Annotated in this window: 27 protein-coding genes; 14 read left to right on the top strand and 13 right to left on the bottom strand. The window is 72.6% G+C overall.

Features of this window, described 5'->3' with window-relative positions:
* Window positions 1-117: 117 nt before the first annotated feature.
* The gene (locus ABZZ17_RS05560; RefSeq protein WP_356872287.1) at window positions 118-1,002 is read left to right on the top strand and encodes a helix-turn-helix transcriptional regulator; all 885 of its coding nucleotides are present in this window, start codon (window positions 118-120) and stop codon (window positions 1,000-1,002) included.
* Between the two features lie 226 nt (window positions 1,003-1,228).
* Window positions 1,229-1,441: a DUF397 domain-containing protein gene (locus tag ABZZ17_RS05565; RefSeq protein WP_356872289.1), complete on the top strand. Its 213-nt coding sequence runs from the start codon at window positions 1,229-1,231 to the stop codon at window positions 1,439-1,441.
* A 132-nt stretch (window positions 1,442-1,573) separates the two neighbouring features.
* Here ABZZ17_RS05565 and ABZZ17_RS05570 read toward each other — a convergent pair whose 3' ends face one another.
* Window positions 1,574-2,449, bottom strand: a complete 876-nt coding sequence (locus ABZZ17_RS05570) for a hypothetical protein (RefSeq protein ID WP_356872291.1) — start codon at window positions 2,447-2,449, stop codon at window positions 1,574-1,576.
* Window positions 2,450-2,576: 127 nt separating this feature from the next.
* Between ABZZ17_RS05570 and ABZZ17_RS05575 the strand changes: the two genes are divergently transcribed.
* On the top strand, window positions 2,577-3,779 hold the full coding sequence (locus tag ABZZ17_RS05575) for a PLP-dependent aminotransferase family protein (RefSeq protein ID WP_356872293.1): 1,203 nt from the start codon (window positions 2,577-2,579) through the stop codon (window positions 3,777-3,779).
* Window positions 3,780-3,799: 20 nt separating this feature from the next.
* Here the strand turns inward: ABZZ17_RS05575 and ABZZ17_RS05580 are convergent, their stop codons facing one another.
* On the bottom strand, window positions 3,800-5,536 hold the full coding sequence (locus ABZZ17_RS05580) for an AMP-dependent synthetase/ligase (protein WP_356872295.1): 1,737 nt from the start codon (window positions 5,534-5,536) through the stop codon (window positions 3,800-3,802).
* A gap of 118 nt (window positions 5,537-5,654) precedes the next feature.
* Here ABZZ17_RS05580 and ABZZ17_RS05585 point away from each other — a divergent pair, with 118 nt between their 5' ends.
* From ABZZ17_RS05585 to ABZZ17_RS05595, 3 genes are all read left to right on the top strand, one after another.
* A complete protein-coding gene (locus ABZZ17_RS05585; protein ID WP_356872297.1) occupies window positions 5,655-6,665 on the top strand; it encodes an AraC family transcriptional regulator in 1,011 nt (336 codons plus the stop codon).
* A gap of 158 nt (window positions 6,666-6,823) precedes the next feature.
* Window positions 6,824-7,399 (top strand): hypothetical protein, encoded by a 576-nt coding sequence (locus tag ABZZ17_RS05590; RefSeq protein ID WP_356872299.1) that lies wholly within the window; start codon window positions 6,824-6,826, stop codon window positions 7,397-7,399.
* A gap of 189 nt (window positions 7,400-7,588) precedes the next feature.
* Window positions 7,589-8,767 (top strand): lipase family protein, encoded by a 1,179-nt coding sequence (locus ABZZ17_RS05595; RefSeq protein WP_356872301.1) that lies wholly within the window; start codon window positions 7,589-7,591, stop codon window positions 8,765-8,767.
* Between the two features lie 90 nt (window positions 8,768-8,857).
* Here ABZZ17_RS05595 and ABZZ17_RS05600 read toward each other — a convergent pair whose 3' ends face one another.
* The 4 genes from ABZZ17_RS05600 to ABZZ17_RS05615 all read right to left on the bottom strand — a co-directional run bounded on the left by ABZZ17_RS05600 (window position 8,858) and on the right by ABZZ17_RS05615 (window position 12,834).
* Window positions 8,858-9,361, bottom strand: a complete 504-nt coding sequence (locus tag ABZZ17_RS05600; RefSeq protein WP_356872303.1) for a hypothetical protein — start codon at window positions 9,359-9,361, stop codon at window positions 8,858-8,860.
* Between the two features lie 88 nt (window positions 9,362-9,449).
* Entirely contained in the window at window positions 9,450-11,312 is a 1,863-nt protein-coding gene (locus ABZZ17_RS05605) for an AMP-dependent synthetase/ligase (RefSeq protein ID WP_356872305.1), read from the bottom strand.
* A gap of 203 nt (window positions 11,313-11,515) precedes the next feature.
* Window positions 11,516-12,490, bottom strand: coding sequence for a DUF1648 domain-containing protein (locus ABZZ17_RS05610; protein ID WP_356872307.1), 975 nt, complete (start codon window positions 12,488-12,490; stop codon window positions 11,516-11,518).
* Complete coding sequence (locus ABZZ17_RS05615) at window positions 12,487-12,834, bottom strand: GntR family transcriptional regulator (protein WP_356872309.1); 348 nt, start codon at window positions 12,832-12,834, stop codon at window positions 12,487-12,489. The genes ABZZ17_RS05610 and ABZZ17_RS05615 overlap by 4 nt, the downstream gene beginning before the upstream one ends.
* 199 nt (window positions 12,835-13,033) lie before the next feature.
* On the opposite strand from ABZZ17_RS05615, the gene ABZZ17_RS05620 reads away from it, so the two are divergent.
* Window positions 13,034-13,828: a hypothetical protein gene (locus ABZZ17_RS05620; RefSeq protein ID WP_356872311.1), complete on the top strand. Its 795-nt coding sequence runs from the start codon at window positions 13,034-13,036 to the stop codon at window positions 13,826-13,828.
* A gap of 61 nt (window positions 13,829-13,889) precedes the next feature.
* Window positions 13,890-14,279, top strand: a complete 390-nt coding sequence (locus ABZZ17_RS05625; RefSeq protein WP_356872313.1) for a contact-dependent growth inhibition system immunity protein — start codon at window positions 13,890-13,892, stop codon at window positions 14,277-14,279.
* Window positions 14,280-14,287: 8 nt separating this feature from the next.
* Here ABZZ17_RS05625 and ABZZ17_RS05630 read toward each other — a convergent pair whose 3' ends face one another.
* Both ABZZ17_RS05630 and ABZZ17_RS05635 read right to left on the bottom strand, forming a co-directional pair.
* Window positions 14,288-15,202, bottom strand: coding sequence for a helix-turn-helix domain-containing protein (locus ABZZ17_RS05630; RefSeq protein WP_356872315.1), 915 nt, complete (start codon window positions 15,200-15,202; stop codon window positions 14,288-14,290).
* A gap of 330 nt (window positions 15,203-15,532) precedes the next feature.
* The gene (locus ABZZ17_RS05635; protein ID WP_356872317.1) at window positions 15,533-15,955 is read right to left on the bottom strand and encodes an ATP-binding protein; all 423 of its coding nucleotides are present in this window, start codon (window positions 15,953-15,955) and stop codon (window positions 15,533-15,535) included.
* Between the two features lie 153 nt (window positions 15,956-16,108).
* Here ABZZ17_RS05635 and ABZZ17_RS05640 point away from each other — a divergent pair, with 153 nt between their 5' ends.
* The 4 genes from ABZZ17_RS05640 to ABZZ17_RS05655 are packed head-to-tail and all read left to right on the top strand — an operon-like array spanning window position 16,109 to window position 19,534.
* Window positions 16,109-16,972: a helix-turn-helix transcriptional regulator gene (locus tag ABZZ17_RS05640; RefSeq protein WP_356872319.1), complete on the top strand. Its 864-nt coding sequence runs from the start codon at window positions 16,109-16,111 to the stop codon at window positions 16,970-16,972.
* Window positions 16,969-17,214, top strand: a complete 246-nt coding sequence (locus ABZZ17_RS05645; protein ID WP_356872321.1) for a DUF397 domain-containing protein — start codon at window positions 16,969-16,971, stop codon at window positions 17,212-17,214. Before ABZZ17_RS05640 ends, ABZZ17_RS05645 begins: the two co-directional genes overlap by 4 nt.
* A 53-nt stretch (window positions 17,215-17,267) precedes the next feature.
* On the top strand, window positions 17,268-19,232 hold the full coding sequence (locus ABZZ17_RS05650; protein ID WP_356872323.1) for a serine/threonine-protein kinase: 1,965 nt from the start codon (window positions 17,268-17,270) through the stop codon (window positions 19,230-19,232).
* Window positions 19,229-19,534, top strand: coding sequence for a hypothetical protein (locus ABZZ17_RS05655; protein ID WP_356872325.1), 306 nt, complete (start codon window positions 19,229-19,231; stop codon window positions 19,532-19,534). Before ABZZ17_RS05650 ends, ABZZ17_RS05655 begins: the two co-directional genes overlap by 4 nt.
* 91 nt (window positions 19,535-19,625) lie before the next feature.
* Here ABZZ17_RS05655 and ABZZ17_RS05660 read toward each other — a convergent pair whose 3' ends face one another.
* From ABZZ17_RS05660 to ABZZ17_RS05675, 4 genes are all read right to left on the bottom strand, one after another.
* The gene (locus ABZZ17_RS05660) at window positions 19,626-20,969 is read right to left on the bottom strand and encodes a dicarboxylate/amino acid:cation symporter (RefSeq protein WP_356872327.1); all 1,344 of its coding nucleotides are present in this window, start codon (window positions 20,967-20,969) and stop codon (window positions 19,626-19,628) included.
* A 400-nt stretch (window positions 20,970-21,369) separates the two neighbouring features.
* On the bottom strand, window positions 21,370-21,678 hold the full coding sequence (locus ABZZ17_RS05665) for a DUF4229 domain-containing protein (protein WP_356872329.1): 309 nt from the start codon (window positions 21,676-21,678) through the stop codon (window positions 21,370-21,372).
* 128 nt (window positions 21,679-21,806) lie between these two features.
* Window positions 21,807-22,970, bottom strand: a complete 1,164-nt coding sequence (gene mqnE / locus ABZZ17_RS05670) for an aminofutalosine synthase MqnE (protein ID WP_356872331.1) — start codon at window positions 22,968-22,970, stop codon at window positions 21,807-21,809.
* A gap of 53 nt (window positions 22,971-23,023) precedes the next feature.
* On the bottom strand, window positions 23,024-23,479 hold the full coding sequence (locus ABZZ17_RS05675) for an Lrp/AsnC family transcriptional regulator (protein WP_356872333.1): 456 nt from the start codon (window positions 23,477-23,479) through the stop codon (window positions 23,024-23,026).
* Window positions 23,480-23,601: 122 nt separating this feature from the next.
* Here ABZZ17_RS05675 and ABZZ17_RS05680 point away from each other — a divergent pair, with 122 nt between their 5' ends.
* Window positions 23,602-23,736, top strand: a complete 135-nt coding sequence (locus ABZZ17_RS05680) for a hypothetical protein (protein ID WP_266947896.1) — start codon at window positions 23,602-23,604, stop codon at window positions 23,734-23,736.
* On the opposite strand, the gene ABZZ17_RS05685 is transcribed toward ABZZ17_RS05680, so the two are convergent.
* Window positions 23,733-24,422, bottom strand: a complete 690-nt coding sequence (locus ABZZ17_RS05685; protein WP_356872336.1) for a UbiX family flavin prenyltransferase — start codon at window positions 24,420-24,422, stop codon at window positions 23,733-23,735. The two genes, ABZZ17_RS05680 and ABZZ17_RS05685, sit on opposite strands and share 4 nt — an antisense overlap.
* A 92-nt stretch (window positions 24,423-24,514) precedes the next feature.
* Here ABZZ17_RS05685 and ABZZ17_RS05690 point away from each other — a divergent pair, with 92 nt between their 5' ends.
* Window positions 24,515-25,123, top strand: a complete 609-nt coding sequence (locus ABZZ17_RS05690; protein WP_356872338.1) for a rhomboid family intramembrane serine protease — start codon at window positions 24,515-24,517, stop codon at window positions 25,121-25,123.
* The last annotated feature ends 6 nt before the right edge of the window (window positions 25,124-25,129 follow it).

Consider the following 25,129-nt stretch of genomic DNA (forward strand, 5'->3'; position numbering starts at 1 on the left):
CCGGACCACCGGCCCCGCCAGCCCGCGCGTCCGCATTTCCGGCCCGTTCGCCAGCGGCGTCGCGCCTTTCGGTGGCAGTCTGCTGAACACCAGACACACAGAGAGAGGTGCCGACCCGTGGCGTCCAATGTCAATCCCACCGTCCGACGCCGCCGACTGGGCATGGAATTGCGCAAACTCCGCGAGGACAAGGGCATGACGGCCGAACAGGTCGCCGAACGCCTCCTCGTCTCCCAGTCGAAGATCAGCCGGCTGGAGAACGGCCGCAGGTCCATCAGCCAGCGCGACGTCCGCGACCTGTGCGAGGTGTACGAGGTCGAGGACCCGCGGCTCGTCGACTCGCTCATGCAGATGGCGAAGGACTCCCGCCAGCAGGGCTGGTGGCACGCCTTCGGCGACATCCCGTACAGCGTCTACATCGGTCTGGAGACGGACGCGGCCAGCCTGCGCACCTACGAGCCGCAGATGGTCCCCGGGCTGCTCCAGACGCCCGAGTACGCGCAGGCCCTGATCCGCGGCGCCCTGCCCGAGACGGCGCCCGCCGACGTGGAGAAGCGCGTCCAGGTCCGGATGCACCGGCAGAAGCGGCTGTCGGAGACGGACAACAACAACCCCGAGGTCGGGCCGCTGCGGCTGTGGGCGGTGATCGACGAGGCCGCGCTGCGCCGGCACGTCGGCGACCCGCAGTTGATGGTGCGGCAGCTGGAGTACTTGATAGAGCAGTCGGAGCAGCCGTACATCACGGTGCAGGTGATGCCCTTCTCGATGGGCGCGCACCCCGGCGTGAACGGCCAGTACGCCATTCTGGAATTCCCGGACGCCTCGGACTCGACGGTGGTCTACATCGAGGGCGTGACGAGCGACCTGTACCTGGAGAAGGCCAACGACGTTCAGAAGTACAGCGTGATGTACGAGCACCTGCGCGCCCAGGCGCTCAATGTCGAGCAGACCCGGCAGTTCATCTCGGAGATCATCGGCCACTACGCCGTCAAAGCGGGGTAGCGGGGCCCGAAACACCCGTGACCGAGGTGGCGGAAGTGGCAGGGGATGACGGAGGGCCCGGTACGGTACACCGTCCATCCCCGGCCACAGAAGGCCTGAATGGAATATGCCACCCGGTCGAGTGAATGCCTCCTTCACCCCTCGGGAGGTGCGGGTAGCGTCGATCACGTCAGCCGGGGAATTGGCTGGCACGACACCGGAACTACTCGCTGAACCGGAGAGAAACATGGCTATTCGTCAGGGCGCCACGGAAAACTGGACCAAGTCCTCGTACTCCGGCGGAAACGGCGCCTGCGTCGAGGTCAAGTCCCCCGTGGTCGAGTCCATCTCGGTCCGCGACTCGAAGGTGCAGGACGGTCCGTCCCTCACCTTCGCGCCGGGTTCCTGGACCTCCTTCGTCGCCGACGTCATCGAGGGCCGGCCGGGACGCCTCGTCTGAACCCCTCGGCATCCACTCCGACCGTTGTCCCCGTACCACTGACCAGAGCCCTCTCGACCGGCCCGCCGTCCTGGCCGAGGGGGCTCGGCCGTGCCCGCACGCACCCCTCGGCGGCACGGTCAGCCCGAACGGCTACCGGAGTTCATCGACGTACCGGTCGGTGCCCGGCACCGTGGGAACGAACGGGGCCACCAGCTCCACCCGGCCCAGCCCCGATTCCGCGACCTCCGCGTCCAGATCCCGGAAGCGGTCCCAGCAGGTCCGCGGGTCGGCCTCCAGGAACCACAGCAGCGTCAGCCGGCTGCCGACCCCCTCGACCTGCTTGACGTAGGTCATCCGGTCGCCGGGAAGCGGCGTCGGCTCGAAGACCGTCACCATCGCCGCAGGAGAACCGTTCAGCCGCTGCGGCAGGGCCCGCGAGCGCAGCCACTCCAACAGCTCCGCCCGCTGTCCGGGGCCCTCGGCGTCGACGACCTGGAGCACCAGCCCGGCGTACGGGTGGTCCAGGGCGTGGAAGTCCCGGGGGCCGGCGGCACCGTCGCGGTAGACGGTGGCCGCGTGGTCCTGGAAGGCGGTGAAGACGTGGGTGCGGTCGCGGTAGACGCGGCCGTCGCGGTTCAGCCGCTTGTTGATGCCGACGGTCCACTTCATGTGCTCGTCGTAGCGGCCCTCGGTCACCCAGTACGTCGAGAGGTAGCACCCGGCGGTCACGGGCTGGGCGACCGCCGACTTCTCCGGGTAGCGCAGCTCCTGGAGCTCCCGGGGGGCCACCCAGCGGCGGCCCGCGTACATCCACGGCATGGCCATGGCGCCGGCGTAGTAGTGGTCGTCCTCGTACCAGCGGTTGTACGCGAACTCGTGGCCCGGGTGCGGTTCCACCATGGTGATCAGCGCGTGTCCGGGCCGGACCCCGTAGGGGCCGACGGCCGCGAGCGCGGCGTAGTCATCGGCCCGGGTGCCCCGGCCGTCGCTCTCGTCCCGGTCTGCTGCTCGCTCGTCTGTGGTCATGGCACCGGTGTATCTGATGATGCGTCAGTTGGGGAGGGGGTGGGCGGCGTTCACCTGGCGGACGAGTAGGTGCCGTCTGCACCTTTCGCCGTTAGGCTGCGCCCACCCGCCGCCCGAAGGAGCCCCCATGAGCGCCCACGCCGAGCCCCGGCCCCTGCCCGCCTTCGCCGCCCGCGCCGTCTCGGTGGGCGGCTCGCCCGTACGGGAGATCCTGGCGCTCACCGAACGCCCCGGGGTGATCTCCTTCGCCGGCGGCCTCCCCGCCCCCGAACTCTTCGACACGGCCGGACTGCGCTCCTCCTACGCGGCCGCCCTCAGCGGCGCCACCAGCGCCCGGGCCCTCCAGTACTCCACCACCGAGGGAGCCCCCGAGCTCCGCGAGGCCGTGGCCGCCCGGGCCGGGGCGCGGGGCCTGGCCACCACCGCCGACGAGGTCCTGGTGACGACCGGTTCCCAGCAGGGGCTCGCCCTGCTGGCCGCCACGCTCCTGGAGCCCGGCGACACGGTGCTCGTCGAGAACCCCACCTACCTGGCGGCCCTCCAGTGCTTCGGCCTGGCGGGGGCCCGGGTCGTACCCGTCCCCTGCGACGGGCAGGGGCTCCTGCCCGACGCCCTGGAGGAGGTCCTCGTCCGGGAGCGGCCCAAGCTGCTGTACACCGTCCCCACCTTCCAGAACCCGACCGGCCGCACCCTGCCGGGAGCCCGCCGGGCCGAGGTGGCGGCGATCGCGGCCCGCCGGGGCCTCTGGCTGGTCGAGGACGACCCGTACGGGGACCTCCGCTACGAGGGGACCCACGTGCCGTGGCTCGCCGCCCACCCGGGCGCCGAGGACCGCACGGCCCTGCTCGGCAGCTTCTCCAAGGTGATGGCCCCGGGGCTGCGCCTCGGCTGGCTGCGCGCCCCGGCCGCGCTGCGCCGTGCGGCGGTCGTCGCGAAGCAGGCGGCCGACCTGCACACCTCGACGGTGGACCAGCTGGCCGCCGCGCACTACCTGGCCGCCCACGACCTCGACGCCCACGTGGCCACGGTCCGCGAGGCCTACCGGGCCCGCCGGGACGCCCTCCTGGCGGGCCTCGGCGCGGCGCTCCCGGCGGGCTCGGAGTGGAACCGCCCCGAGGGCGGCATGTTCGTGTGGGCCCGCCTCCCCGAGGGGTACGACGCGACGGCCCTGCTGAAGTCGGCCGTCGCCCACGACGTGGCCTACGTGCCCGGCGCCCCCTTCTTCACCGGCGCCCCGGACCCGCGCACGCTCCGGCTGTCGTTCACCACGCACACCCCCGGCGAGATCGCCGAGGGCCTGGAGCGGCTGGGCCGGGCCCTGCGGGGCTGACCCGGAGCCCGAGGCGCCCGTCAGCCCCCGTACAGCGCCTCGATCTCCGCCGCGTACCGTTCGGCGACCGCGCCCCGGCGCAGCTTGAGCGTCGGGGTCAGCGTCCCGGCCCCGACCGAGAACTCCTCGTCCAGGACCCGGAACGCCCGGATGCGGGCCGGGCGGGAGACGGTGGCGTTGGCCGCGGCGACGGCCTCACCGACCAGGGCGAGCACTTCCGGATGGGCGCCCGGCCGGTCCCCGAGGTCGAGGGAGCGCCGGGCCGCCCAGGCGGCGACCTCCGCTCCGTCCAGGGTGATCAGGGCGACCGGGTGGGGGCGCCGGTCGCCGATCAGGACGGCCCGCGAGACGTACCGGGAGGCCGCCTGGACGGCGAACTCCACCTCGGTCGGGGTGATGTTCTTGCCGGCGGAGGTGATGACGAGTTCCTTCTTGCGGCCGGTGACGGAGAGGAAGCCGTCGGCGTCCAGTTCGCCCAGGTCGCCGGTGTGCAGCCAGCCTTCGGGGTCGAGCGTGCGCTCCGTCGCGTCGGCGTTGGCGTGGTAGCCGGGGAAGACCATGGGGCCCCGGGCCAGGATCTCCCCGTCCGCCGCGATGCGGACCTCGCAGCCAGCGACGGGACGGCCGACCGTGCCGTAGCGGACGGCGTCCGGGTGGTTGAGGCTGATCACCCCGCCGGACTCGGTCATCCCGTAGCCCTCGAAGACCCGTATCCCGCAGGCGCGCAGGAAGTCCAGCGTCGCGGGGGCGATCGGGGCGCCGCCGGTCAGCGCCCACTTCAGGCGGCCCCCGAAGGCGGCCCGGACCAGGGAGTACAGGGACCGGTCCGCGGCCTCGTGCGCGGCCCGCAGCTCCTCGGGGAGGCGGCCCTCCGCGGCCAGCACGCCCAGCCGGACGGCCTCCTCGAAGCGGGCGCGGCCGCCCTCCTGCCCCTCCGCCAGGGCCAGCACCACCGAGTGGACCTTCTCGAACAGCCGGGGCACGGACGGCAGGTGGGTGGGCCGGGCCTCGGCCAGCTCGGCCAGGACGTCCTCCACCCGGCCCCCGAAGTAGCAGAGCTCCCCGCCCTCCAGCAGCGTCGTGAACTGGATGAGCTGCGCCAGCAGGTGCGCCAGCGGCAGGTACAGGTACGTGGAGTCCCCCGGGCCGCCCCGGATCAGCGGGAGCGTGCCGTCCTGGACGGCCCCGAAGTTGCCGTGGGTGAGGCGGCAGCCCTTGGGCAGGCCCGTCGTGCCCGAGGTGTAGACGATCGAGGCGTCGTCCGCCGGGGTCACGGCGGCCGCCCGCGCCCGCAGGGCCGCCTCTGGGGCGGCGGCACGCTCGGTGACCGCGTCCATCCGTACGACCGCCCGCAGCGCGGGCAGTCCGGGCCGCAGCGCCTCCACCCGGGCCGCCTGGGCGGCGTCGTCGCAGACGGCCACCACCGCCTCGGAGTCGGACAGCACCCAGGCCAGCTCCTCGTCCCCCGCCGTCGGGTAGACGGGCACCAGGACCGCGCCGGCGGCCAGCACCGCGAAGTGGGTGTACGTCCACCGCGGCCGGGTCTCCGCCAGGACCACGACCCGCTCGCCCGCGGCGACGGCCAGGTCGGGGCCGATCAGGGCCCGCGCGGCCGCCCGTACGGCCGCGGCGAGTTCGGCGTAGGTCCTGGTCCGCCATCCGTCCGACCCCGCCCGGAACCGCAGGGCCGTCTGCGGGCCGTACCTCTCCTCGGTCCACTGGGTGAACTCCGCCAGGGTCTCCGGCCGACCGTCCATCGCATGCCCTCCCGGGATAGGTGACCCCCCGACGCTAGGCACCGGCGGACCGCGTCCGGCATGACCGGACGCGTCAGCACCGCTGACCCCAGCGCTCAATGCGGCTACCGTCGAAGCCATGGGGAGGCGGACGATCACCGTGCACCACGTGCGTGCCGTGCTCGCGGGGGCACGGCGCGGGGGCTTCGACCTGCTGCCGCTGCTCCAGGAGGCGCAGATCCCGCCGCTGTTGCTGGGCGACGACCGGGCGCGGATCACGCCCGCGCAGTTCGCCCGGCTCTTCCGGGCGCTGTACCGGACCACGCAGGACGAGTTCCTCGGGCTGTCGGCGGTCCCGAGCCGGCCGGGCACGTTCGCGATGATGTGTCACGCCTCGCTGGGCTGCCGGGACCTCGGGGCGGCCGTGGAACGGGCTGCGGCCTTCTACGGGCTGTTCCCCGGCGGGCCGGAGCTGGCACTCGAAGTCGACGGCGGCGAGGCCCGGTTCGCCGTCGGCAACGACTTCGAGCGGGACGAGGAGCGCTTCCTCACCGAATGCGTGCTGGCCATCTGGCACCGGCTCGCGAGCTGGCTGATCGGGCGGCGCATCCCGCTGTCCGCCGCGGCCTTCAGCTATCCGGCGCCGCCGCACGCGGACGAGTACGAGCTGCTCTTCGACTGCCCGGTCCGCTTCGGGGCGCGGCGCACGCAGGCGGTGTTCGGCGCACAGTGGCTGACGGCCCCGCTGGTGCGGGACGAGGCGGAGCTCGACGCGATGCTCCGCCGGGCCCCCTTCGACCTGCTGTCGCGCCCCGAGTACGGGACGACGGTCGCGGAGCAGGTACGCCGCACCCTGACGCAGCGGCTGCGCAGCTCTCCCCGGCTGCCCGAACTCGGGGAGGTGGCGGCCCGCCTCGCCGTCTCCCCGGCCACGCTGCGGCGCCGGCTGCGGCAGGAGGGGACCTCCTTCCAGCAGCTCAAGGACCACGTCCGGCGGGACGCGGCCATCGCGGGACTCGCCGAGAGCGGGGAACCCATCGCGGAACTCGCCGCCCGGCTGGGCTTCTCCGAGGACACCGCCTTCCACCGCGCGTTCCGCCGCTGGACGGGTACGACCCCGGGGGCGTACCGGATCGCGTCCGGGGGCTAGGCAACGTCCGCGCGCCGGGGGGCGTGCGGGGACCGGCGCGCAGGGCCGGCGAGTGCGTCCGGGCTCCGTTGACCACGTACCGCGCACGCCAGGAAACTCGGCGTGGCGAACGCCCGGCCGGGCTTCGCCCGGGGATTCGCCGGTGGAGAGGTGGACGCATGGGCTTCCTGACAGAGGGCGAGAGGGATCCGCGGCCGGACCGCAGGAAGGTGCTGACCCGGGCCCTGGGCGCGGCGGCGGCCGGGCTGGCGGGCGCGGCGCTGGCGACGGGAGCGGCGGCCGGTCCCGCCGCGGCGGCGGTCCGCGCGAACCAGACGGACTGGCGGTTCTGCACCAAGTGCTACGGCATGTTCTTCCGCGGCTATCCCACGGACGGCGTCTGCCCGGCGGGCGCGGGTCACGACGCGGCGGGCTTCAACTTCAACCTCCCGTACAACGTGCCCGAGACGCCGAAGACGCAGCGCAACTGGCGCTTCTGTACGAAGTGCTACGGCATGTTCTACTACGGCTACCCCACCAACGGCCGCTGCCCGGCCGGCGCCGCGCACAGCATGGCCGGGTACGACTTCGTCCTGCCCCACGACATCCCCGAGCCGGCGGGCTCGCAGCGCAACTGGCGCTTCTGCCCGACCTGCTACGGCCTCTACTACTACGGCTACCCCACCAACGGCCGCTGCCCGGCCGGGGGCGCCCACGGCGTGGCCGGGTACGACTTCGTCCTGCCCCACCTGTAGGAACGGGCCGCCGCCGCGCCCCGCGACGGGGTGCGGCGGCGGCGTGGCGCTGCCCGGCGGCGGTGCGGGCGGGGGTGAGGGTGGGACTCCGGGTCAGGAAAGGTGAGCTGCGCAGTCAGCGACATCCTGACCGGTCGGTCACTACCTTCGCCTGACCCACCCCGTACGGACCGTTGGGAGAGCCGCCCCATGCGTTTCCGCAGGACCGCCCTCGCCGTCGTGGCCGCCATGGCCATGTCCGCCTGGATCCCCTCCGCCGCGACCGCCGCCACCGAGAACGAGACCGAGACCGCCACGGGCACCGTGTCCGCCCGTCCCGGCGACCTCGTCTCCAGTGCGCCCTCCGCCTTCCACCCGCTGCCCGGGCAGCCGACGAACACCAAGGCGTGGAAGGTGCGGTACCGCTCGACCACCGCCGACGGCGCCCCCAACGTCGTCTCCGGCACCGTCATCGTCCCGCAGGACGGCCGCACCGGCCCGCGCCCGCTGGTCACCTACGCCGTCGGCACCGTCGGCATGGGCGACTCCTGCGCACCGAGCGAGAACCTGCCGTACGGCACCTCCATGGAGGCCAACCTCATCCAGCAGCTCACCCTGCGCGGCTGGGCCGTGGTCGTCACCGACTACGAGGGCCTCGGCACTCCGGGCGTGCACACGTACACCGTCGGCCCGTCGGCGGGCCACGCCGTCCTCGATGCCGCCCGCGCCGCCCTCCGCCTCCCCGCGGCCGGGCTCGGGCCGGACACCCCGGTCGGCATCATGGGGTACTCGCAGGGCGGCCAGGCCAGCAGCTGGGCCGCCGAGCTGCACGGTTCGTACGCGCCCGAGCTGAAGGTGAAGGGCACGGCGACCGGTGGCGTCCCGGCGGACCTGATGAAGGTGGCCGACTTCAACAACGGCTCCTTCGGCTCGGGGCTGATCTTCATGGCGGCCGCCGGCCAGGACGCCGCCTTCCCGGAGCTGCGGCTGGACTCCTACCTCAACCCGGCGGGCAAGGCCCTGGTGGCCGGGATGAAGGAGCACTGCGTGGCCGTCGACGCGATCGCCGGGTCCTTCAAGCGGATCTCCGACCTGACCGTGCGCAACCCTCTGGAGCAGCCCGACTGGCGGGCCCGCCTGGACCAGAGCCGGCTCGGGCGCACCGCCCCGGCCGCGCCCGTGTACCAGTACCACGCGCTCGCCGACGAGCTGATCCCGTACGGGGTGGGCAGCCGGCTGCGCTCGGAGTGGTGCGCGAAGGGCGCGAACGTCGAGTTCGACACCATCTGGCTCGGTGAGCACGTCAGCGGGGTGATCACCCACTCGCCGGCGGTCGGGAACTGGCTGGCGGACCGCTTCGCCGGGCGCCCGACGCACGCGAACTGCTAGTTCCGGTACGCCCCTGCGCCCCGCCGGGCCGTTCGCCCCGGCGGGGCGCAGGCGTGTCGCGCCCGGCGGCGGCCGGCCCGGCGGCGGCGGTCAGTGCCGGTCGACCTCGACCTCGGTGATCTCCACCTTCGGTTCTGCGGGCGCCGCCCGGCCCGGCATCGAGACCTTGACCTCGGTGGGCCAGGACGCGCCCGGGTACACGCCGACGGTGTCGGTGCTGAAGCTGCCCGTGGCCTCGTAGCCGTCGGGGCCGGTCACGCGCACGGTGACCTCGTAGAAGGACCGCACGGTGCTCTGGTTGGTGAGGGAGACGGGCACCCGCAGCGCACCGCCGCCGTCCGGTACGGCGGCGTAGGCGCTGGCGTCGCCCTCGCGGTCGACGACCGGGCCGAACTCCTCGGTGCCCGCCGGGGGCGGCGGGGGCGCGGACGGGGACGGGGTGCGGGTGACGACCGGGGGCGGGGACGGTACGGCGTCCGGAGTGGGGTCCGCCTTCGGTTCGGCCTCCGTGCACCCCGCGAGGGCGCCGACGGCGGCGACGGCCACGAGCACGGACACGGCCCTGGTCAGCATCTTGGAGTGGTACTCGGGCACGGCTTCCCCCCGGAGCGCGGGTGCGCGGTCGGTCCCCGCGCACCGGATCGCCATGATCATATGACCGGCACTCCGGAGGGTCCCGGGCTCAGTGCTCGCGCGGCCCCCGGTACAGGGCGTCGATCTCGGCGGCGTAGTCCCGGGCCACCGCGCCGCGCCGGAGCTTGAGGGAGGGCGTGAGGTGCCCGCGCGCCTCGGTGAACTCCCCCGGCAGGACGGCGAAGCGCCGGATGGACTCGGCGCGCGAGACCAGCTGGTTCGCCTCGTCCACCGCCCGTTGCAGGTCGGCCAGCAGTTCCTCGTCGGTGACCAGCTCGCGGACCGGCACGCCCTGCTTCTTGTGCATCTGGCGCCAGTGCGCCAGCCCGTCCGGCTCCAGCGTGACGACGGCGGTGACGTAGGGCCGGTTGTCGCCGATCACCATGCACTGGCCGACGAGCGGATGGGCGCGCAGCCAGTCCTCCAGGGGCGCGGGGGCGACGTTCTTGCCGCCGGAGGTGATGATCAGGTCCTTCTTGCGTCCGGTGATGGTGAGGTACCCGTCCGCGTCCAGCTCGCCGATGTCCCCGGTGGCGAGCCAGCCGCCGGCCGGCTGGGCGGCGACGTTCCAGTAGCCGGCGAACACGTGCCGGCCGTGCAGCAGCACCTCCCCGTCGTCGGCGATCCGTACCGCCGTGCCCGGCAGCGGCCAGCCGACCGTCCCGAGCCGGGGCCGCAGGGGCGGGGTGACGGTGGAGGCGGCCGTGGTCTCGGTCAGCCCGTAGCCCTCGAAGACCTCGATGCCCGCGCCGGTGTAGAAGGCCGCGAGCCGCCGGCCGAGCGGGGAACCGCCGCTGAGGACGTAGCGCACGCGCCCGCCGAGGGCGGCCCGGATGCGCCGGTAGACCAGCGGGTCGTAGAGGGCGTGGGCGGCGCGCAGGCCCATGCCGGGGCGTTTGCCCTCGACCGCCTCGCCGATGCTCCGCGCGATCCGGGCGGCCCGGTCGAAGGAGGCTCCGCGGCCCATCCGTTCGGCGGTGGCGCGGGCGGTGTTGTAGACCTTCTCCAGCACGTACGGGATGGCGAGCAGGAACGTCGGCCGGAAGCTCGCCAGGTCGGCGAGCAGGTCCTCGGTACTGATGCTCGGCGCGTGTCCGAGCTTGACCCGGGCCCGCATGCAGCCGACGGCGACCATCCGCCCGAAGACGTGGCTGAGCGGCAGGAACAGCAGGGTGGACGCCGGATCGGTGGTCACCGACCGGAAGACCGGGTGCAGCAGTTCCACCGCGTTGTCGACCTCGGCGAAGAAGTTGCCGTGGGTGAGGACGCAGCCCTTGGGCTGTCCGGTGGTGCCGGAGGTGTAGACGAGCGTGGCGACGGAGTCCGGCGTACGGGCGGCCCTGCGCGCGTGCACGAGCGCGTCGGGCAGGTGCTCCCCGGCCTTCACCAGGCGGGCGACGGCGCCGGTGTCGAACTCCCACAGGTGCGTCAGCCAGGGCAGGTTGCCGCGCTCGGCGCTGATGATCCGGGCCTGGGCGGTGTCCTCGACGGCGCAGGCCACGGCCCCGGAGTCGTGGATGATCCAGCGCGCCTGCACGGCGGAGGAGGTCGGGTAGATCGGTACGGTGACCAGCCCCGCGGCCCATCCGGCGAAGTCCAGCAGGGTCCACTCGTAGGTGGTGCGGGCCATGATGGCCAGCCGGTCGCCCTCCTTCAGCCCCTCGGCGATGAGGCCCTTGGCGACGGCGAGCACCTCGGCGGCGAACTGGGCGGCGGTGACGTCCCGCCAGGTGCCGTCGCGGTCCTTGCGGGCGAGGACCGCCTCGGCGGGGGCTTCGCGGGCGTTGTCGAAGGGGATGTCGCCGAGCGAGCCACTCCGTGGCATCCCGGCGAGCGGGGGCAGGGACACCTCGCGCACCACCCCGCCGACGATCGTCTTGACGGGTTCCACCAGCTTCGGCTCGGTATCCACGGCACGCTCTCCTCGGGTCGATCGGAGTTACCGCCGGTAATCTACGCACGGGTAACCCGGTCCGACCACCCCCCGGACCGGGTCTTTTCCCTCGCGGGGGCCGTTCAGCCCCGGGTTTCGGCGGGCCGCACGGGCCCACGAGCCGCACGGCGTGGGGTACTTGCGGGCGGGGCCGGGCGCGGAGCCGTGGGCGAACCGGGGACTCAACCGGGGCGGCGGGCGACCAGGGAGTTCAGGAGGGCCGCGCCGCGTTCGGCGTCGTCCACGCTGACCGCGAAGTCCTTGCCCCTGGAGCGGACGACCAGACACCCGCCCGCGCGCAGCATCACGGTCGTGCCGAGTCCGCTGAGCCGGTAGCCCCAGCCGCCGACCTGGGCGGGCTCGCGGTCCTCGACGCGCGCGGAGTCGACGTCCTCGGCGGCCCAGCGGCGCACGGGCCACCGGAGCGGCCCGAAGGCGACCTCCAGGCCCTGTGCGCCGACCCGCGCCTGCGCGGAGGAGAAGGTGAGGACGAGGACGGACGCCACGGCGAAGGGGGCCACCAGCAGCCACTCCGGCCCCGTCAGCCCGCCCAGCCCGGCGAGTGCGCCCGCGACGGCCACGAGTCCGGTGACGGCGGCGGTCAGCTGGAGCCATCCGTTGGAGGCGCGCGAGAGCCAGAAGAGGCGTTCGCCCTCCGGGATGTCCATGGTGGGCCCCTGTGGCGGCTCCGCACCGGCTCCGGGGCGGCGGGCCAGGAGCGCTCCGACGACGCCGGCCACCGAGGCCGCCACGACGACGGCCAGCACCCAGCCCGACACGGACCCGGCCTGTCGCCAGTCCTCCCGGTCCAGGTTGGCCCGGACGACCGAGGCCTGTCCGCCGGCCAGGAACACCCCGCCCGAGAGCAGGGTCGCGGCGGTCCACCCCCCGGCCGCGGCCCCGGCCCGGCGCCGCGCGAGGGCGACGCCCAGTACGAGCAGGGCCCAGACCAGTGCGGGGGCGAGCGCCGCCGCCCACAGCGGCATCGAGCCGTCCGGGGCTCCGGAGTCCCCGGTGTTCCAGGGCGTGGCGAGCCGGTCGGGCAGCCGCCCGCTCGCGGCCGGCGGCAGCGCCACGAGCAGCACCAGGATTCCGGCCACCCAGGCGACGGCTCCCCACGCGCGCACGCTCGTCGTACCGACGTTGCGGTCGTTCACGGCACCTCCCTGATCATTTCTATGAGATCGGCCTTGCTGTAGCCCAAGTGCGCGCCGTCCTCGACGAGTTCGCGCACCCGCGCCAAGAGCGCCGACCGCCGGTCCGCGCCGTCGGCCACGGTCACCCCGCGGCCGCGCCGGAACTCCAGCAGTCCCTCGTCGCGCAGGGCGCGCAGACCGCGCAGCACGGTGTTCGCGTTCACTCCGAGCGCCTGCGAAAGGTCGCGGGCGGGCGGGATCCGGTCACCGGGGGCGCATTCGCCCTCGGCGATGGCGCGCCGGATCGCCCCGGCCACCTGCTCGTGCAGGGGGCGGTTGTCCGCGGTGTTCAGCTTCAGCAACATGATGCTAATAACGCTAGCACCATCGATGTCAGTTCGGGGGATCGTATCCGGACAGCCCCCGGCCGGAAGCAGCCTGGCGCTCCGCCGCGCCAACTCCCCTGTCCTGTAGGGCGGAACGGCTGCGTCACCCGTCGCCCACCGGGCAGAATCCGTGGGGGTCCGTCCGACGCCACGGCCCCCTCACCCCTAGGAGACGCCGGTGCCGTCCGAGGAAATCGCGTTAACGCTCACCGCCCAGCAGGCCGCCACGGGTGTGACCGTCAAGGTCCCCCTGGCGACCGGCACGGTCAGCCTGAACATCCCGCCCGCCCGCAACGGCGACCTCGTCCGCGCCCGTGTCGCGGGCGAGGAGGTGCTGATACGGATCCGCGTGAGCGGGACCCCTCCCGGCGCGGCGTTCCCCGCCGCGACGCAGAGCACTCCGGTCGCGTCCGGTACGGGTTCCAGAACGGGCCGCGGCGGCTGCCTGGTGGCCCTCGGCGTGGTCGCGGCCCTCGTCGTCGGCATCGTCCTGCTGGGCAACGACGGCGACGACTCCGACAACAAGGCCTCCACCTCCAGCAGTTCGACACCGGAGCCCCGCGGCGGGAACTACAGCCCGACGTACGCGCCCGCCCCCACCTACATGGCGACGGAGCCGGCCCCGTCGCTCAGCGCCGCCCCGGCGCCGGATCCGACCACCGCGACGCCCGACCCCGTCACCCCGACCACCGAGGCCGCCCCCACCCCCTTCGACCGGGGCACCTGCCTCAACGGGGAGCTCCCCGATTCGACGACGGCGCAGCGCGTCACGAACGTGGAGGAGGTCTCCTGCTCGGCGGGCGACGCCCACTACCGGGTGATCGAGAGCATCCCGCTGACCTCGGACATGGACCGCTGCAACGGCAACCCCAAAACGGAGTACGCCTTCTCCTACCGGTACACGATCAACGGTGCGGTCGTGAACGAGTACGTGTACTGCCTCGTCGGCATCGGCTCGTACTCCCGCGGTTGACGCCTCCCGCCTGATAAACAGGGAGGCTCCCGTTCCGCAACTCGGCAGACGCAAGGGCGACATGATGCTCCACCACCTGGACCACACTCTCGACGAGATCGACGGCCCCCCGTGGCCGCCCGCGCCGCCGAACGCGACGAGCCTCGTCTCCAAGGTCCACGCCCTGCGCCGCCGCCCGCTGGGCAGTCTCGCCCCGGCGGACCTGCGCACGCTGATCAGCCAGGACGTGGCACTGCCCTACGTGCTGCCGCTGGCGGTGGACCTCCTCGTGGAGGATCCGCTGCTGGACGCGTACTTCTACGAGGGTGACCTGCTGCACGCCGCCGTCACCCGGCCGGCCACGGCCTGGATCCCGTTCCCGGACCTGGCGGCCCGCCTCGCGCAGACCGTCGCCACCCTCCCGGACACCCCCGAGCGCTCGGCGTTCCTGGAGGAGCACGCGGGTTCCTGAGCGGCGGCTCAGGCCGCGGCCGCCGTCGGCGCGCCCGGGGGCGGGCAGTCGCGGCAGCGGCCGGGCTCGGGGGCCCGGAAGGCGCGGTCGCAGCCGTCGCAGTTCTGGAGCGGGTCCGGGCGGGCGGCGGGAGCCGGGGCCGGGGCGGGCGACAGGCGGGGCGGCCTGGACGACCTGAGCCGGTAGCCGAGCAGGGAGGCCGCGCGGCGCAGGTTCGGGGGCAGGTCCGCGGCGAGGGCCGTCCGCACGGCCTCGGGGGCGGCACCCCGGTGCAGCCAGTCGGCCACTCCGGGCGCGAGCCGCCGCACGTCCCGCTCGGAGAGCAGCAGCCGGTGGTCGTCCTCCCGCAGCCGGGCGAGCAACACCTCGGCCTCCCGCAACTCCGGCCCGCCGGCGACCGGGGCGGGGTCGGGGTACGGGTCGGGGTCGGGATACGGCTCGGGCTCGGGCCCCGGGTCAGGCTCGGGCTCGGGATACGGCTCGGGCTCGGGCTCGGGCTCGGGCTCCGGCTCCGGCTCCGGCTCCGGCTCGGGCTCCGGCTCGGGATCAGGCTCCGGCTCGGGCTCTGGGTTCGGCTCCGGCTCGGGTTCCGGTACCGGTGCGCGATCGCCCGGCGGGGTCGGGGGCGGCGGGGGCGGGGGTTCCCCCTTCGGCTGGTTGTAGGACACCGTCCTGGTCACGATCCGCCCGTCGTCGACCCGTACGCGGCGCCGCTCCAGGTACCCGTACGCCTCCAGTTCCCGCAGGGCCGTCGCGATCCGGACCTCCCCTTCCGGGAACCGGTCGGCAAGGACCTTGATGCCGACGAGGGCGCCGGTCGGCAGCGACTGGATGTGCAGGGCGAGCCCGATGGCCGTCAGCGACAGTCCGCGGTGCTGGGCGAGGTGGTTGCCGACCACGGTGTAGTGATCGGCGTGCCGCACGTTGACGTGGACGACACCGGATCGGATGGTCCCGGCGGGAACTCGGGACGAGGCGCCAGAGGGCGCGCTAGGCTGCGTTGAAACCATTGGGAAGGTCTTGCTTCCTGGTTGGTCAGGCCCTCGCCCGGGATGCCAGTCCCGGCGGGGGCCGTCTCATGTCTGGGGTTGTCGGGCCGAGCATATGCCCGGCAACCATCCCGAAATCCAGCCCAGTTGGGACAGTTCACCCGTGCGAGTGAGCGGGGAGCCGGAGGGGTGGGGTTGGTTGGTTTCCCCTCGGTACTTGAACGGGGTTGGACGTCTCATCAGACCGGATCCCGAGGCCCCGCGTCATGGTTTCAGGCCCTCACCGGACAGATCCACCTCCGCCCACACCGCCTTGCACGGCGGCAGCCCCGGCTCCACCCCCCACCGGTCGGCCAGCGCGGCCACCAGCACCAGTCCCCGCCCGCCCTCCGCACCCGGACCCGCGTCGCGAAGACTCGCGACACGGTCCCCGCGCGTGTCGACCACCTCGATCCGGAGGACCTTCGCGCCCCGGGTCAGCACCACCTGGAAGCCCCGCCCGGGCACCCGCCCGTGGGTCACCGCGTTGGCGGCCAGCTCCCCCACGATCAGCCCCGGCCCCTCCACGGGCAGCCCCCAGGAGCGGAGTTGCCCCACGGCGAGCAGACGAGCCTGCCGGGCCCCTCGGGGCGTCGCGGGCAGACGGACGGCGAACTGCGCCTCGGTGTAACCGATATGAGTATTCACGTCACCCAGCGTGGCGTTCCGTGCGTACCGTGAGAAGCGCCAACGCCCTTGCGTCCGGGCTTTGTCCCGCGCTTGTCCGGCGCTGTCCCGGCTGTCCGGAGGCCGTACGGGCAGGGCGTGTGGAGACATTCGGTACGTCGGAGGTGGGCGCGCATGAGCGTGGACAGTGACGGTACGAAAACGGAAGACACCGGCTGGGAGATCGACCCCGAGGACGAGCAGGGCGCGGCCGTCCTGTCGGCGCTCGGCCGCCAGCTGAGGGCGTGGCGGGAGGAGGCGGGCAAGCGGGCCGCGGATTTCGGCGTCGAAGTCGGGTACGGGGAGGCGCTGGTCCGCAAGATCGAGGGCGGCAAGCGGATCCCGCGCCCGGAGTACCTGGACCGGGCGGACGAGGTCCTCCGGGCGAACGGGAAGATCGCCGCGATGAAGGCGGACATGGAACGGGTCCGCTACCCGAAGAAGGTCCGGGACCTGGCGGACATGGAGGCCCGGGCAGTCGAAATCGGGGCCTACCGCATCCACGGAATACACGGGGTTCTACAGACGGAGGACTACGCCCGGGCCCTGTTCGAAATGCGCCAGCCCGCCTACTCGCAGGACGAGGTGGAGCGGTATGTGTCGGCCCGGATGACCCGGCGTTCGCTCTTCGACCGGACCCCCTCGCCATCTCTCAGCATCGTCCAGGAAGAGGCGAGCCTCAGGCGGCGCATCGGAGGCACAATGGTGTGGCGCGGACAGCTTGAACGCCTGCTGGAGGTGAGCCGGTTGCGGCACCTGGCCCTTCAAGTGATGCCGACCGATCGCGAGGTCCATGCCGGCATGGACGGCGGCATCGAGGTGCTGAAGTTCGGGGACGGATCGGCCGTCGGCCGTTCGGAAGGCGCCTTCGGCGGGCGCCCCGTCACCGACCCGAAGCACCTCCGGATCCTTGAACTGCGCTATGGAATGATCCGAGCCCAAGCGCTCACGCCCATGGAGTCGCGGGGCTTCATCGAAAACCTGCTGGGAGAGACATGATCGACTACCCCGAGCTGCGCTGGTTCAAGAGCAGCTACAGCGACGGCAGCGAAGGCGACTCCTGCGTCGAGGTGGCCTACACCTGGGTCAAGAGCAGCTACAGCGACAGCGGCGACATCAACGCGTGCGTCGAGGTGGCCCGTACCCCCGCCACCGTCCACGTGCGGGACTCCAAGGACACCGCCCTCCCCCACCTGGCCTTCGCCGCGACCGCCTGGGCGGAGTTCGTCTCACGCGCCTGACCCCCGTGCTACACAATGTCCCCTGTTCTTGGCGGCACGTCTCAGGGGGCCCAATGCGGGCGGGGGAGCACTTCTCCGGCAGGTACCGGCTCGACGCCCGGCTAGGGCACGGCGGCATCGGGGAGGTGTGGCGGGCGTACGACGTCGACCTCGGCCGGGCCGTCGCCCTGAAGGTGTTGCTGGAGTTCGACGCCCCGGACGAACTGCTGCGCCGCTTCCGGCGCGAGGCGGCGATCGGGGCGCGGCTCCAGCATCCCGGCATCACCGTCGTCCACGACATCGGGCACCACGAGAACCGGCTGTTCATCGTGATGGAGCTGCTGGAGGGCGAGGACCTCGCCCACCGGCTGGCCCGCTCGCCCGGCGGGCTGCCCGTGTCCGAGGCCCTCGAACTGGCCCTCCAGGCAACGGAAGCGCTGGAAGCCGCGCACGCGCAGAAGGTCGTGCACCGGGACCTCAAGCCCGCGAACCTCTTCCTCCTCGCCGACGGCCGTCTGAAGATCTGCGACTTCGGCATCGCGCGCACCGCCGACGCGACGGGCGGGCTGACGGTCACCGGCCGGCCGTTCGGCACCCCGTCCTACATGGCGCCCGAGCAGTGGCGCGGCGAGCACGTCGACGCCCGCTGTGACCTGTACGCCCTGGGGTGCGTGCTGCACGCGCTGCTGACGGGTGACACGCCCTTCCCGGCGACGGAGCAGCCGTGGGCGCTGATGCGCCGCCACCTGGACGAGGTACCGCCGGGCCTGCGGTCGGTGCGGCCGGACGTGCCGGTGGGCGTCGAGACGCTGGTCGCCTCGCTGCTGGCCAAGGACCCGGCCGAGCGGCCCGACGCGGCCGCCACGGTCCGGATCCTGCGCGCGCTGTGCTGGCCGGAGCCGGGCCCGCACACCGCCCCCACCGAGACCGCCCCCGCCCCGCCCGCCCCGCCCGCCCCGCCCCGGCCCCCGGAGCCGACGGAGCCCGGCCCGGCCGCACCCGACGTACGCGGCGCACCCGACGCGCACGGTCCGAGCCGCCGCAACGTCGTCCTCGGCGGCCTCGCCGCGCTCGCCGTGGCCTCGGGCGGCACCTTCGCCGCGCTGAAGCTCACCGGGGACGGAAACGGCGGGGGAACCGGCGGCGGAAAGGGAAGCGGGAACGGCGCCGCTCCGCAGTCCTCCGTCCTCACCGACGACGCCGGGGCGGTGTCCTCGGTGGCGTTCAGCCCGGACGGCAAGACCCTCGCCTGCGGCAACAGCAGCAAGACGGTCCGCTTGTGGAAGCTGGCCACCCGCGCCAAGACCTCGCCCTTCGGCGCCCACGCCAACGCGGTGGCATCGGTGGCGTTCAGCTCCGACGGCGCGAGCTTCGCCAGCGGCAGCCTCGACAACAGCATCCGGCTGTGGGACGTCCGCCGGCGCAGCGCCGACGTCCTCACCGGGCACACCAGCAGCGTGTGGGCGGTGGCGTTCAGCCCCGACGGCAAGACCCTGGCCAGCGGCAGCTGGGACCACACCGTCCGCCTGTGGAACGTCGCCGACCGCACCAGCGGCTCCCTCACCGGGCACACCAGCAGCGTCTGGTGCGTGGCCTTCGGCCCCGACGGCACGGCCCTCGCCAGCGGCGGTGACGACAACACCGTGCTGGTGTGGGACGTCGCCACCCGCGCCGTCGACACCACGCTCTCCGGCCACGGCGGCGCGGTCGCGTCGGTCGCGTTCAGCCCCGACGGGAAGACCGTCGCGACCGGCAGCAGCGACAACACCGCCCGCCTGTGGAACCTCGCCAAGGGCACCAGCGTCACCCTCGCCGCCCACTCCGGCGCCGTGTCCTCGGTGGCGTTCAGCCCCGACGGCCGGACCCTCGCCACCGGCAGCAGCGACAACACCGTCCGCCTGTGGAACGTCGCCGAGCGCTCCCCCACCATCTTGACCGGCCACACCGGCGCCGTGTCCTCCGTCGCGTTCAGCCCCGACGGCCGGACCCTCGCCACCGGCAGCGCCGACAACACCATCCGCCTGTGGAGCCTCAGGTGAGGGAGAACGTCGACCTGCCCGAGGACCAGGGGTGCCTGCGCTGGGTGCTCGGCGTCCCGCTCGTCCTGATCTACGTACCGGCGGTGCTCTTCTGCTGGTCGGCGCTGGCCATGAGCCCCGGCCCGGCGGACGATCCGCTGCGGGAGGACGTCCGCTTCGCCGCCGGTCTCACGATCGCCGTGTGCTTCGCCGGGCTGCTGCTGACCGCCGTACCGGTCTTCCACCGCACCATGGGCCGCTGGTGGTACGCCGGTCCCTTCCTCCTGGCCTCCGTCGCCTGGGTCCGCGCCCTGACCGTGTGACGTGACGACAGGCGGGCGGACGGGGAAACGCCGCGGCCCCCGCCCGGACGGGGGCGGGGGCCGCGGTGGGCGCGCGCGGGGCGCGCCCGGATCAGGCGGTGACGGCGACCGGGGCGCCGGCCTTCTCCTCGGCCGGGGCGGCGGCCTTCTCGTCCAGCGGGGAGGAGGAGGCGGTGGCGTAGGCCTCCTTGTCCAGGATCCCCTCACGGGCCGCGACGATGACCGGGACGACGGCCTGGCCAGCCACGTTGGTGGCGGTGCGCATCATGTCCAGGATCGGGTCGATCGCCATGAGCAGGCCGACACCGGCCAGCGGCAGGCCCAGCGTGGACAGGGTCAGGGTCAGCATCACGGTCGCGCCGGTCAGACCGGCCGTGGCGGCGGAGCCGACCACCGAGACGAACGCGATGAGCAGGTACTCCTTGATGCCCAGCTGCACGTCGAAGATGTTCGCGATGAAGATCGCGGCGAGCGCCGGGTAGATCGCGGCGCAGCCGTCCATCTTCGTGGTGGCGCCGAACGGGACGGCGAAGGAGGCGTACTCCTTCGGGACGCCGAGGCGCTCGGTGACCTTCTGGGTGACCGGCATCGTGCCGACCGAGGAGCGGGAGACGAAGGCCAGCTGGATCGCGGGCCAGGCGCCCTTGAAGAACTGGACCGGGTTCACCTTGGCGACGGCCCACAGGAGCAGCGGGTAGACGCCGAACATCACGAGGGCCGAGCCGATGTACACGTCGGCGGTGAAGGTGGCGTACTTGCCGATGAGCTCCCAGCCGTAGCTGGCGATGGCGGTGCCGATGAGGCCGACGGTGCCGATCGGGGCGAGGCGGATGACCCACCACAGGGCCTTCTGGAGGAGTTCCAGGACCGACTCGGCGAGGCTGAGGACCGGCTGGGCCTTGCTGCCGAGCTGGAGGGCGGCGATGCCGGCGACGGCGGCCATGAAGACGATCTGGAGGACGTTCAGCTCGGTGAACGGCGTGATGACGTCCTTCGGCACGATGCCGGTCAGGAAGTCGATCCAGGAGCCCGTCCGCTTGGGCTCCTTGCCGTCGGCCGGGGTGAGGCCGGTACCCGCGCCGGGGTCGGTCAGCAGGCCTATCGCGAGGCCGATGGCCACCGCGATCAGCGAGGTGATCATGAACCAGAGCAGGGTGCGGGAGGCGAGCCGCGCGGCGTTGTTCACCTTCCGCAGGTTGGTGATGGACACCAGGATCGCGAAGAAGACGAGCGGGGCGACGGCCAGCTTCAGCAGCTGGACGAAGATGTCGCCGACCTGCTCCAGCGTGGTCTTCAGCCAGCTGATGTCCTGGCTGCGGGCGAGCCAGCCGAACAGCACGCCGAGCACGAGACCGGTGACGATCTGGGCCCAGAAGGGGAACTTGAAGGAGGCCTTGGCGGGGGCCGGGGCCTGGGGGGTCGCGGACACGGACACTCTCCGGGGGTGACGCACAACGTACGGCGGAAGGTTCTGCAAGGGGTGCGGTGCGGCAGCAGCCGGAAGGGGCCGGGCCGGCCGGGACCGCTGCTGTATCGATTCAGCTCAACGGCAGAGGGAATCAGCGGCAACAGCAACAGGCCGCGGACACGCGGCGGCAGAGGTCGACGTGCAGGCGCTCCACGAGCGGAAGGCTCGCGGTCATCGGGTGCGCAACTGTGGTCAACATGTTGAACACGCTAACACTTCTCCTTTGAGAAGCCCAAAGGCATTCTTTGATCCAGAGCGCCCGGGAAGCCGCCGCGCCGGGCCCGGAAAACACGAAAGCCCCAGCGTTACGGGCGGTATTCCCGTAGCTGGGGCAGTTCGGTGTGTGAGGAAGCCAACCCGCCTCGCGTCAGTTCACGCGGGCGGCGTCGTCGGCCACGTCCTCCTGGCTGCGGTTCGCGGCGAGCTTCTGCTTCGCACCCGCGACGCGTCCGGAGATCTGCTCGGACATCTCGTCGCGCTGCTTGCGCAGCAGGACGAACGACAGCGGGGCCGAGATCACCAGCGCGAGCAGCACGATCCAGACGACGTTGGCGTCACCGAGGGATGCGGGCACCCACTTCAGGCGGACCAGGACGGTCACGAAGACCAGGCATCCGACGAAGATGCCCAGGCGCATCGCGGTGTAGCGGATCGTCGCGCTCGGCTTGAGGGACACGGTGACCCCTTCTCTCTCGTCGTCCTGCGGGCTTGGCGTGCCCGTCCAGTGAAGCACGCCGCTCCCCGGCGGCGGCCCGCCGGGGGGAGCGCCCCGGCCGGGCGCGGGCCGGGGCGAAGGGAGCGGCGTCAGAGGCGCATGGCCTGCGGCGTCTCGCGCAGGGCGGCGTCCGGGCCGGGGTACTCGCGGATGATCTCGTAGCGCGTGTTGCGCTCGACCGGGCGGAAGCCCGCCTCGCGGATGAGCTCCAGCAGGTCGTCGCGGCCCAGCTTGTTCGGGGTGCCGTAGTTGTCGGCGTCGTGCGTGATCTTGTACTCGACGACCGAGCCGTCCATGTCGTCCGCGCCGTGCAGGAGGGCGAGCTGGGCGGTCTGCACGCCGTGCATCACCCAGAAGACCTTGACGTGCGGGACGTTGTCGAAGAGCAGCCGGGAGACCGCGAAGGTCTTCAGCGCCTCGGCGCCGGTCGCCATCGTCGTCCGCGCCTGGAGCTTGTTGCGGACCTTGCCGTCCTTCATGTCCACGAAGTCGTGCTGGTAGCGCAGCGGGATGAAGACCTGGAAGCCGCCGGTCTCGTCCTGGAGCTCGCGCAGCCGCAGCACGTGGTCCACGCGGTGGCGCGGCTCCTCGATGTGCCCGTAGAGCATCGTCGCGGGCGTCTTGAGCCCCTTCGAGTGCGCCAGGCGGTGGATGCGCGACCAGTCTTCCCAGTGGGTGCGGTGGTCGACGATGTGCTGGCGGACCTCCCAGTCGAAGATCTCCGCGCCGCCGCCGGTCAGCGACTCCAGGCCGGCCTCGATCAGCTCGTCGAGGATGTCGGAGGCCGACATCCCGGAGATCGTCTCGAAGTGGTGGATCTCGGTGGCCGTGAACGCCTTCAGCGAGACGTTCGGCAGCGCCTCCTTGAGGGCGGACAGCGAGCGCGGGTAGTACCGCCACGGCAGGGTGGGGTGCAGGCCGTTGACGATGTGCAGCTCGGTGAGGTTCTCGTTCTCCATGGCCTTGGCCAGGCGGACGGCCTCCTCGATGCGCATCGTGTACGCGTCCTTCTCGCCCGGCTTGCGCTGGAAGGAGCAGTACGCGCACGACGCGGTGCACACGTTCGTCATGTTGAGGTGGCGGTTGACGTTGAAGTGGACCACGTCGCCGTTCTTGCGCGTGCGCACCTCGTGGGCGAGGCCACCGAGCCAGGCCAGGTCGTCCGACTCGTAGAGGGCGATCCCGTCCTCACGCGTCAGCCGCTCGCCGGAGCGGACCTTCTCCTCCAGCTCACGCTTGAGCCCAGCGTCCATGCCGGTGTCTCCTCTTTGTCCTGACCTGCCTGCAACCGCCACCCACCGTACTCTCAGCTCTCCTCGGGCAGCTCCCCGACCCGGTTCTCCCACTTGGTGGAGAGCACGATCGTGGTGCGGGTGCGGGAGACGCCCTTGGTTCCCGACAGCTTGCGGATGATCTTCTCCAGGCCGTCGACGTCGCTGGCGCGGACCTTCAGCATGAAGGAGTCGTCACCCGCGATGAACCAGCAGTCCTCGATCTCCGCGAGGTCGCGGAGCCTGCGCGCCACGTCCTCGTGGTCGGCGGCGTCGGAGAGGGAGATGCCGATCAGGGCGGTGACGCCGAGGCCGAGCTCCGCGGCGGCCACCGTCGCGCGGTAGCCCGTGATGACGCCGGCCGTCTCCAGACGGTTGATGCGGTCGGTGACGCTGGGGCCGGAGAGGCCCACGAGACGGCCCAGCTCCGCATACGAGGCACGACCGTTCTCACGAAGTGCCTGGATGAGCTGCCTGTCCACCGTGTCCATTACGTGGAGCCTTCCATTATTCGGCGATTCTGCAAGTCTAGGTATAGAATCTAAGGCACGCAGGGTCAACACCCTGCGAATCTTTTAGTCAGATCAATGACGATCTTCAGGAGTGGTTCACCGTGTACACGATCGAGATGGCCTACGCACACATGCGACAGCTCCAGGAGCTGGCCAACCGATCCCGCACCGACCAGCCGTCCGCCGCTCACCGCGTGGACAAGACCCGCAAGCCGCGCAGCGCCAAGAAGCGCTAGTCACCGCCGCTCGCCCCCTCGGGAGAGCGGGAGCCACCGAGCTCCCCCTCCCACCGGCGGTACAGCCGGTGCGGCACACCCGCCGCGTCGAGCACCCGCCCCGCGACGAAGTCCACCAGGTCCTGGATGTGCGTCGCGCCCGCGTAGAACGCCGGAGAGGCGGGCAGCACGACCGCGCCCGCCTCGTCCAGCGCCACCAGCTGCTTGAGCGTCTGCCCGCTCAGCGGGGTCTCCCGCACCGCGACCACCAGCCGCCGCCGTTCCTTGAGCGTCACGCTCGCGACGCGCTGGAGCAGGTCCTTCGACAGTCCGAGCGCCACACCGGCCACGCACGCCGTCGACGCCGGGACGATCAGCATCCCCTTGACCGGGTACGAGCCCGAACTCGGCCCCGCCGCCAGGTCCCCGGCGGCCCAGTACCGGACGTCGTCCAGTTCCGGCCGCGCGAAGGTCCCGGGCTTCCCGTCGGCCCCCCACCGCAGCCACTCCCCCAGATCGTCCCGCCAGTGCGCGTCGCGGAAGGCGATCCCGGTCTCGTCCAACAGGGTGAGCCGCGAAGCCCGGCTGACCACCAGGTCGACGCTCTCCCCCGCAGCCAGCAGCCCGCGGAGGACCGCCGCCGCGTACGGCGTCCCGGAGGCCCCGGAAACCCCGACCACCCACGGGGTGCGCTTGCGCTCAGTCATACCTCCGAGACTATCCGGCCACCCCGGGCGGGCACTCGGTAAGGTGCCCGCACGTTCCGAAGACGGGGCGGCGATCAGGGGGGACGAGCGGGATGAGTACGACGACGCGTCAGGACGAGTGGCGCCGGCGGGACCGGGCGAAGGCCGCCGCGCAGCTGATGCTGGGCTGGGTGGCCCTGCTGTGGGTGCTGGAGGCCGTCGACTACGCCACCGGGCACGCGCTGGACGCATACGGGATCGTGGCCCGGGACCCGGGCAGTCTGACGGGCGTCGTCACCGGGTCCTTCCTGCACTTCGGCTTCGGGCACGTCTTCGCCAACAGCGTCCCGCTGCTGGTGCTCGGCTTCATCACGGCGCTGGCCGGGATCCGGCGCTTCCTCGCGGTGTCCGGGCTGATCATGCTGGCGGACGGGATCGGCACCTGGCTGATCTCCCCGTCGGACACCATGACCCTGGGCGCCTCGGGCGTCGTCTACGGCCTCTTCGGCTACGTGGTGGTGCGCGGGTTCGTCGAACGCAAGCCGCTCGGGATCCTCGTCGGCGTGGCCGTCGCCGCCTACTGGGGAGGAACGTTCTTCCTCGGTCTGCTGCCGCTGGATCCGACGATCAGCTGGCAGGGACACCTGTGCGGCCTGGCGGGCGGGGTGCTGACGGCCCTGTACTTCCGCCGCCCGGACCACCGCCCCGCCCTCGCCGCCTAGCGCGGT

This window comes from Streptomyces sp. NPDC006512, assembly GCF_040611935.1.
In the GTDB taxonomy this organism is placed as follows: domain Bacteria; phylum Actinomycetota; class Actinomycetes; order Streptomycetales; family Streptomycetaceae; genus Streptomyces.

Coding starts and splice junctions, on each gene's coding strand:
- ABZZ17_RS05565 (WP_356872289.1), top strand. CDS start 1,229: ATGGCTATTCGTCAGGGCGCCACGGAAAACTGGACCAAGTCCTCGTAC.
- ABZZ17_RS05570 (WP_356872291.1), bottom strand. CDS start 2,449: ATGACCACAGACGAGCGAGCAGCAGACCGGGACGAGAGCGACGGCCGG.
- ABZZ17_RS05575 (WP_356872293.1), top strand. CDS start 2,577: ATGAGCGCCCACGCCGAGCCCCGGCCCCTGCCCGCCTTCGCCGCCCGC.
- ABZZ17_RS05580 (WP_356872295.1), bottom strand. CDS start 5,536: ATGGACGGTCGGCCGGAGACCCTGGCGGAGTTCACCCAGTGGACCGAG.
- ABZZ17_RS05585 (WP_356872297.1), top strand. CDS start 5,655: ATGGGGAGGCGGACGATCACCGTGCACCACGTGCGTGCCGTGCTCGCG.
- ABZZ17_RS05590 (WP_356872299.1), top strand. CDS start 6,824: ATGGGCTTCCTGACAGAGGGCGAGAGGGATCCGCGGCCGGACCGCAGG.
- ABZZ17_RS05595 (WP_356872301.1), top strand. CDS start 7,589: ATGCGTTTCCGCAGGACCGCCCTCGCCGTCGTGGCCGCCATGGCCATG.
- ABZZ17_RS05615 (WP_356872309.1), bottom strand. CDS start 12,834: ATGTTGCTGAAGCTGAACACCGCGGACAACCGCCCCCTGCACGAGCAG.
- ABZZ17_RS05625 (WP_356872313.1), top strand. CDS start 13,890: ATGATGCTCCACCACCTGGACCACACTCTCGACGAGATCGACGGCCCC.
- ABZZ17_RS05640 (WP_356872319.1), top strand. CDS start 16,109: ATGAGCGTGGACAGTGACGGTACGAAAACGGAAGACACCGGCTGGGAG.
- ABZZ17_RS05645 (WP_356872321.1), top strand. CDS start 16,969: ATGATCGACTACCCCGAGCTGCGCTGGTTCAAGAGCAGCTACAGCGAC.
- ABZZ17_RS05650 (WP_356872323.1), top strand. CDS start 17,268: ATGCGGGCGGGGGAGCACTTCTCCGGCAGGTACCGGCTCGACGCCCGG.
- mqnE (WP_356872331.1), bottom strand. CDS start 22,970: ATGGACGCTGGGCTCAAGCGTGAGCTGGAGGAGAAGGTCCGCTCCGGC.
- ABZZ17_RS05675 (WP_356872333.1), bottom strand. CDS start 23,479: ATGGACACGGTGGACAGGCAGCTCATCCAGGCACTTCGTGAGAACGGT.
- ABZZ17_RS05685 (WP_356872336.1), bottom strand. CDS start 24,422: ATGACTGAGCGCAAGCGCACCCCGTGGGTGGTCGGGGTTTCCGGGGCC.
- ABZZ17_RS05690 (WP_356872338.1), top strand. CDS start 24,515: ATGAGTACGACGACGCGTCAGGACGAGTGGCGCCGGCGGGACCGGGCG.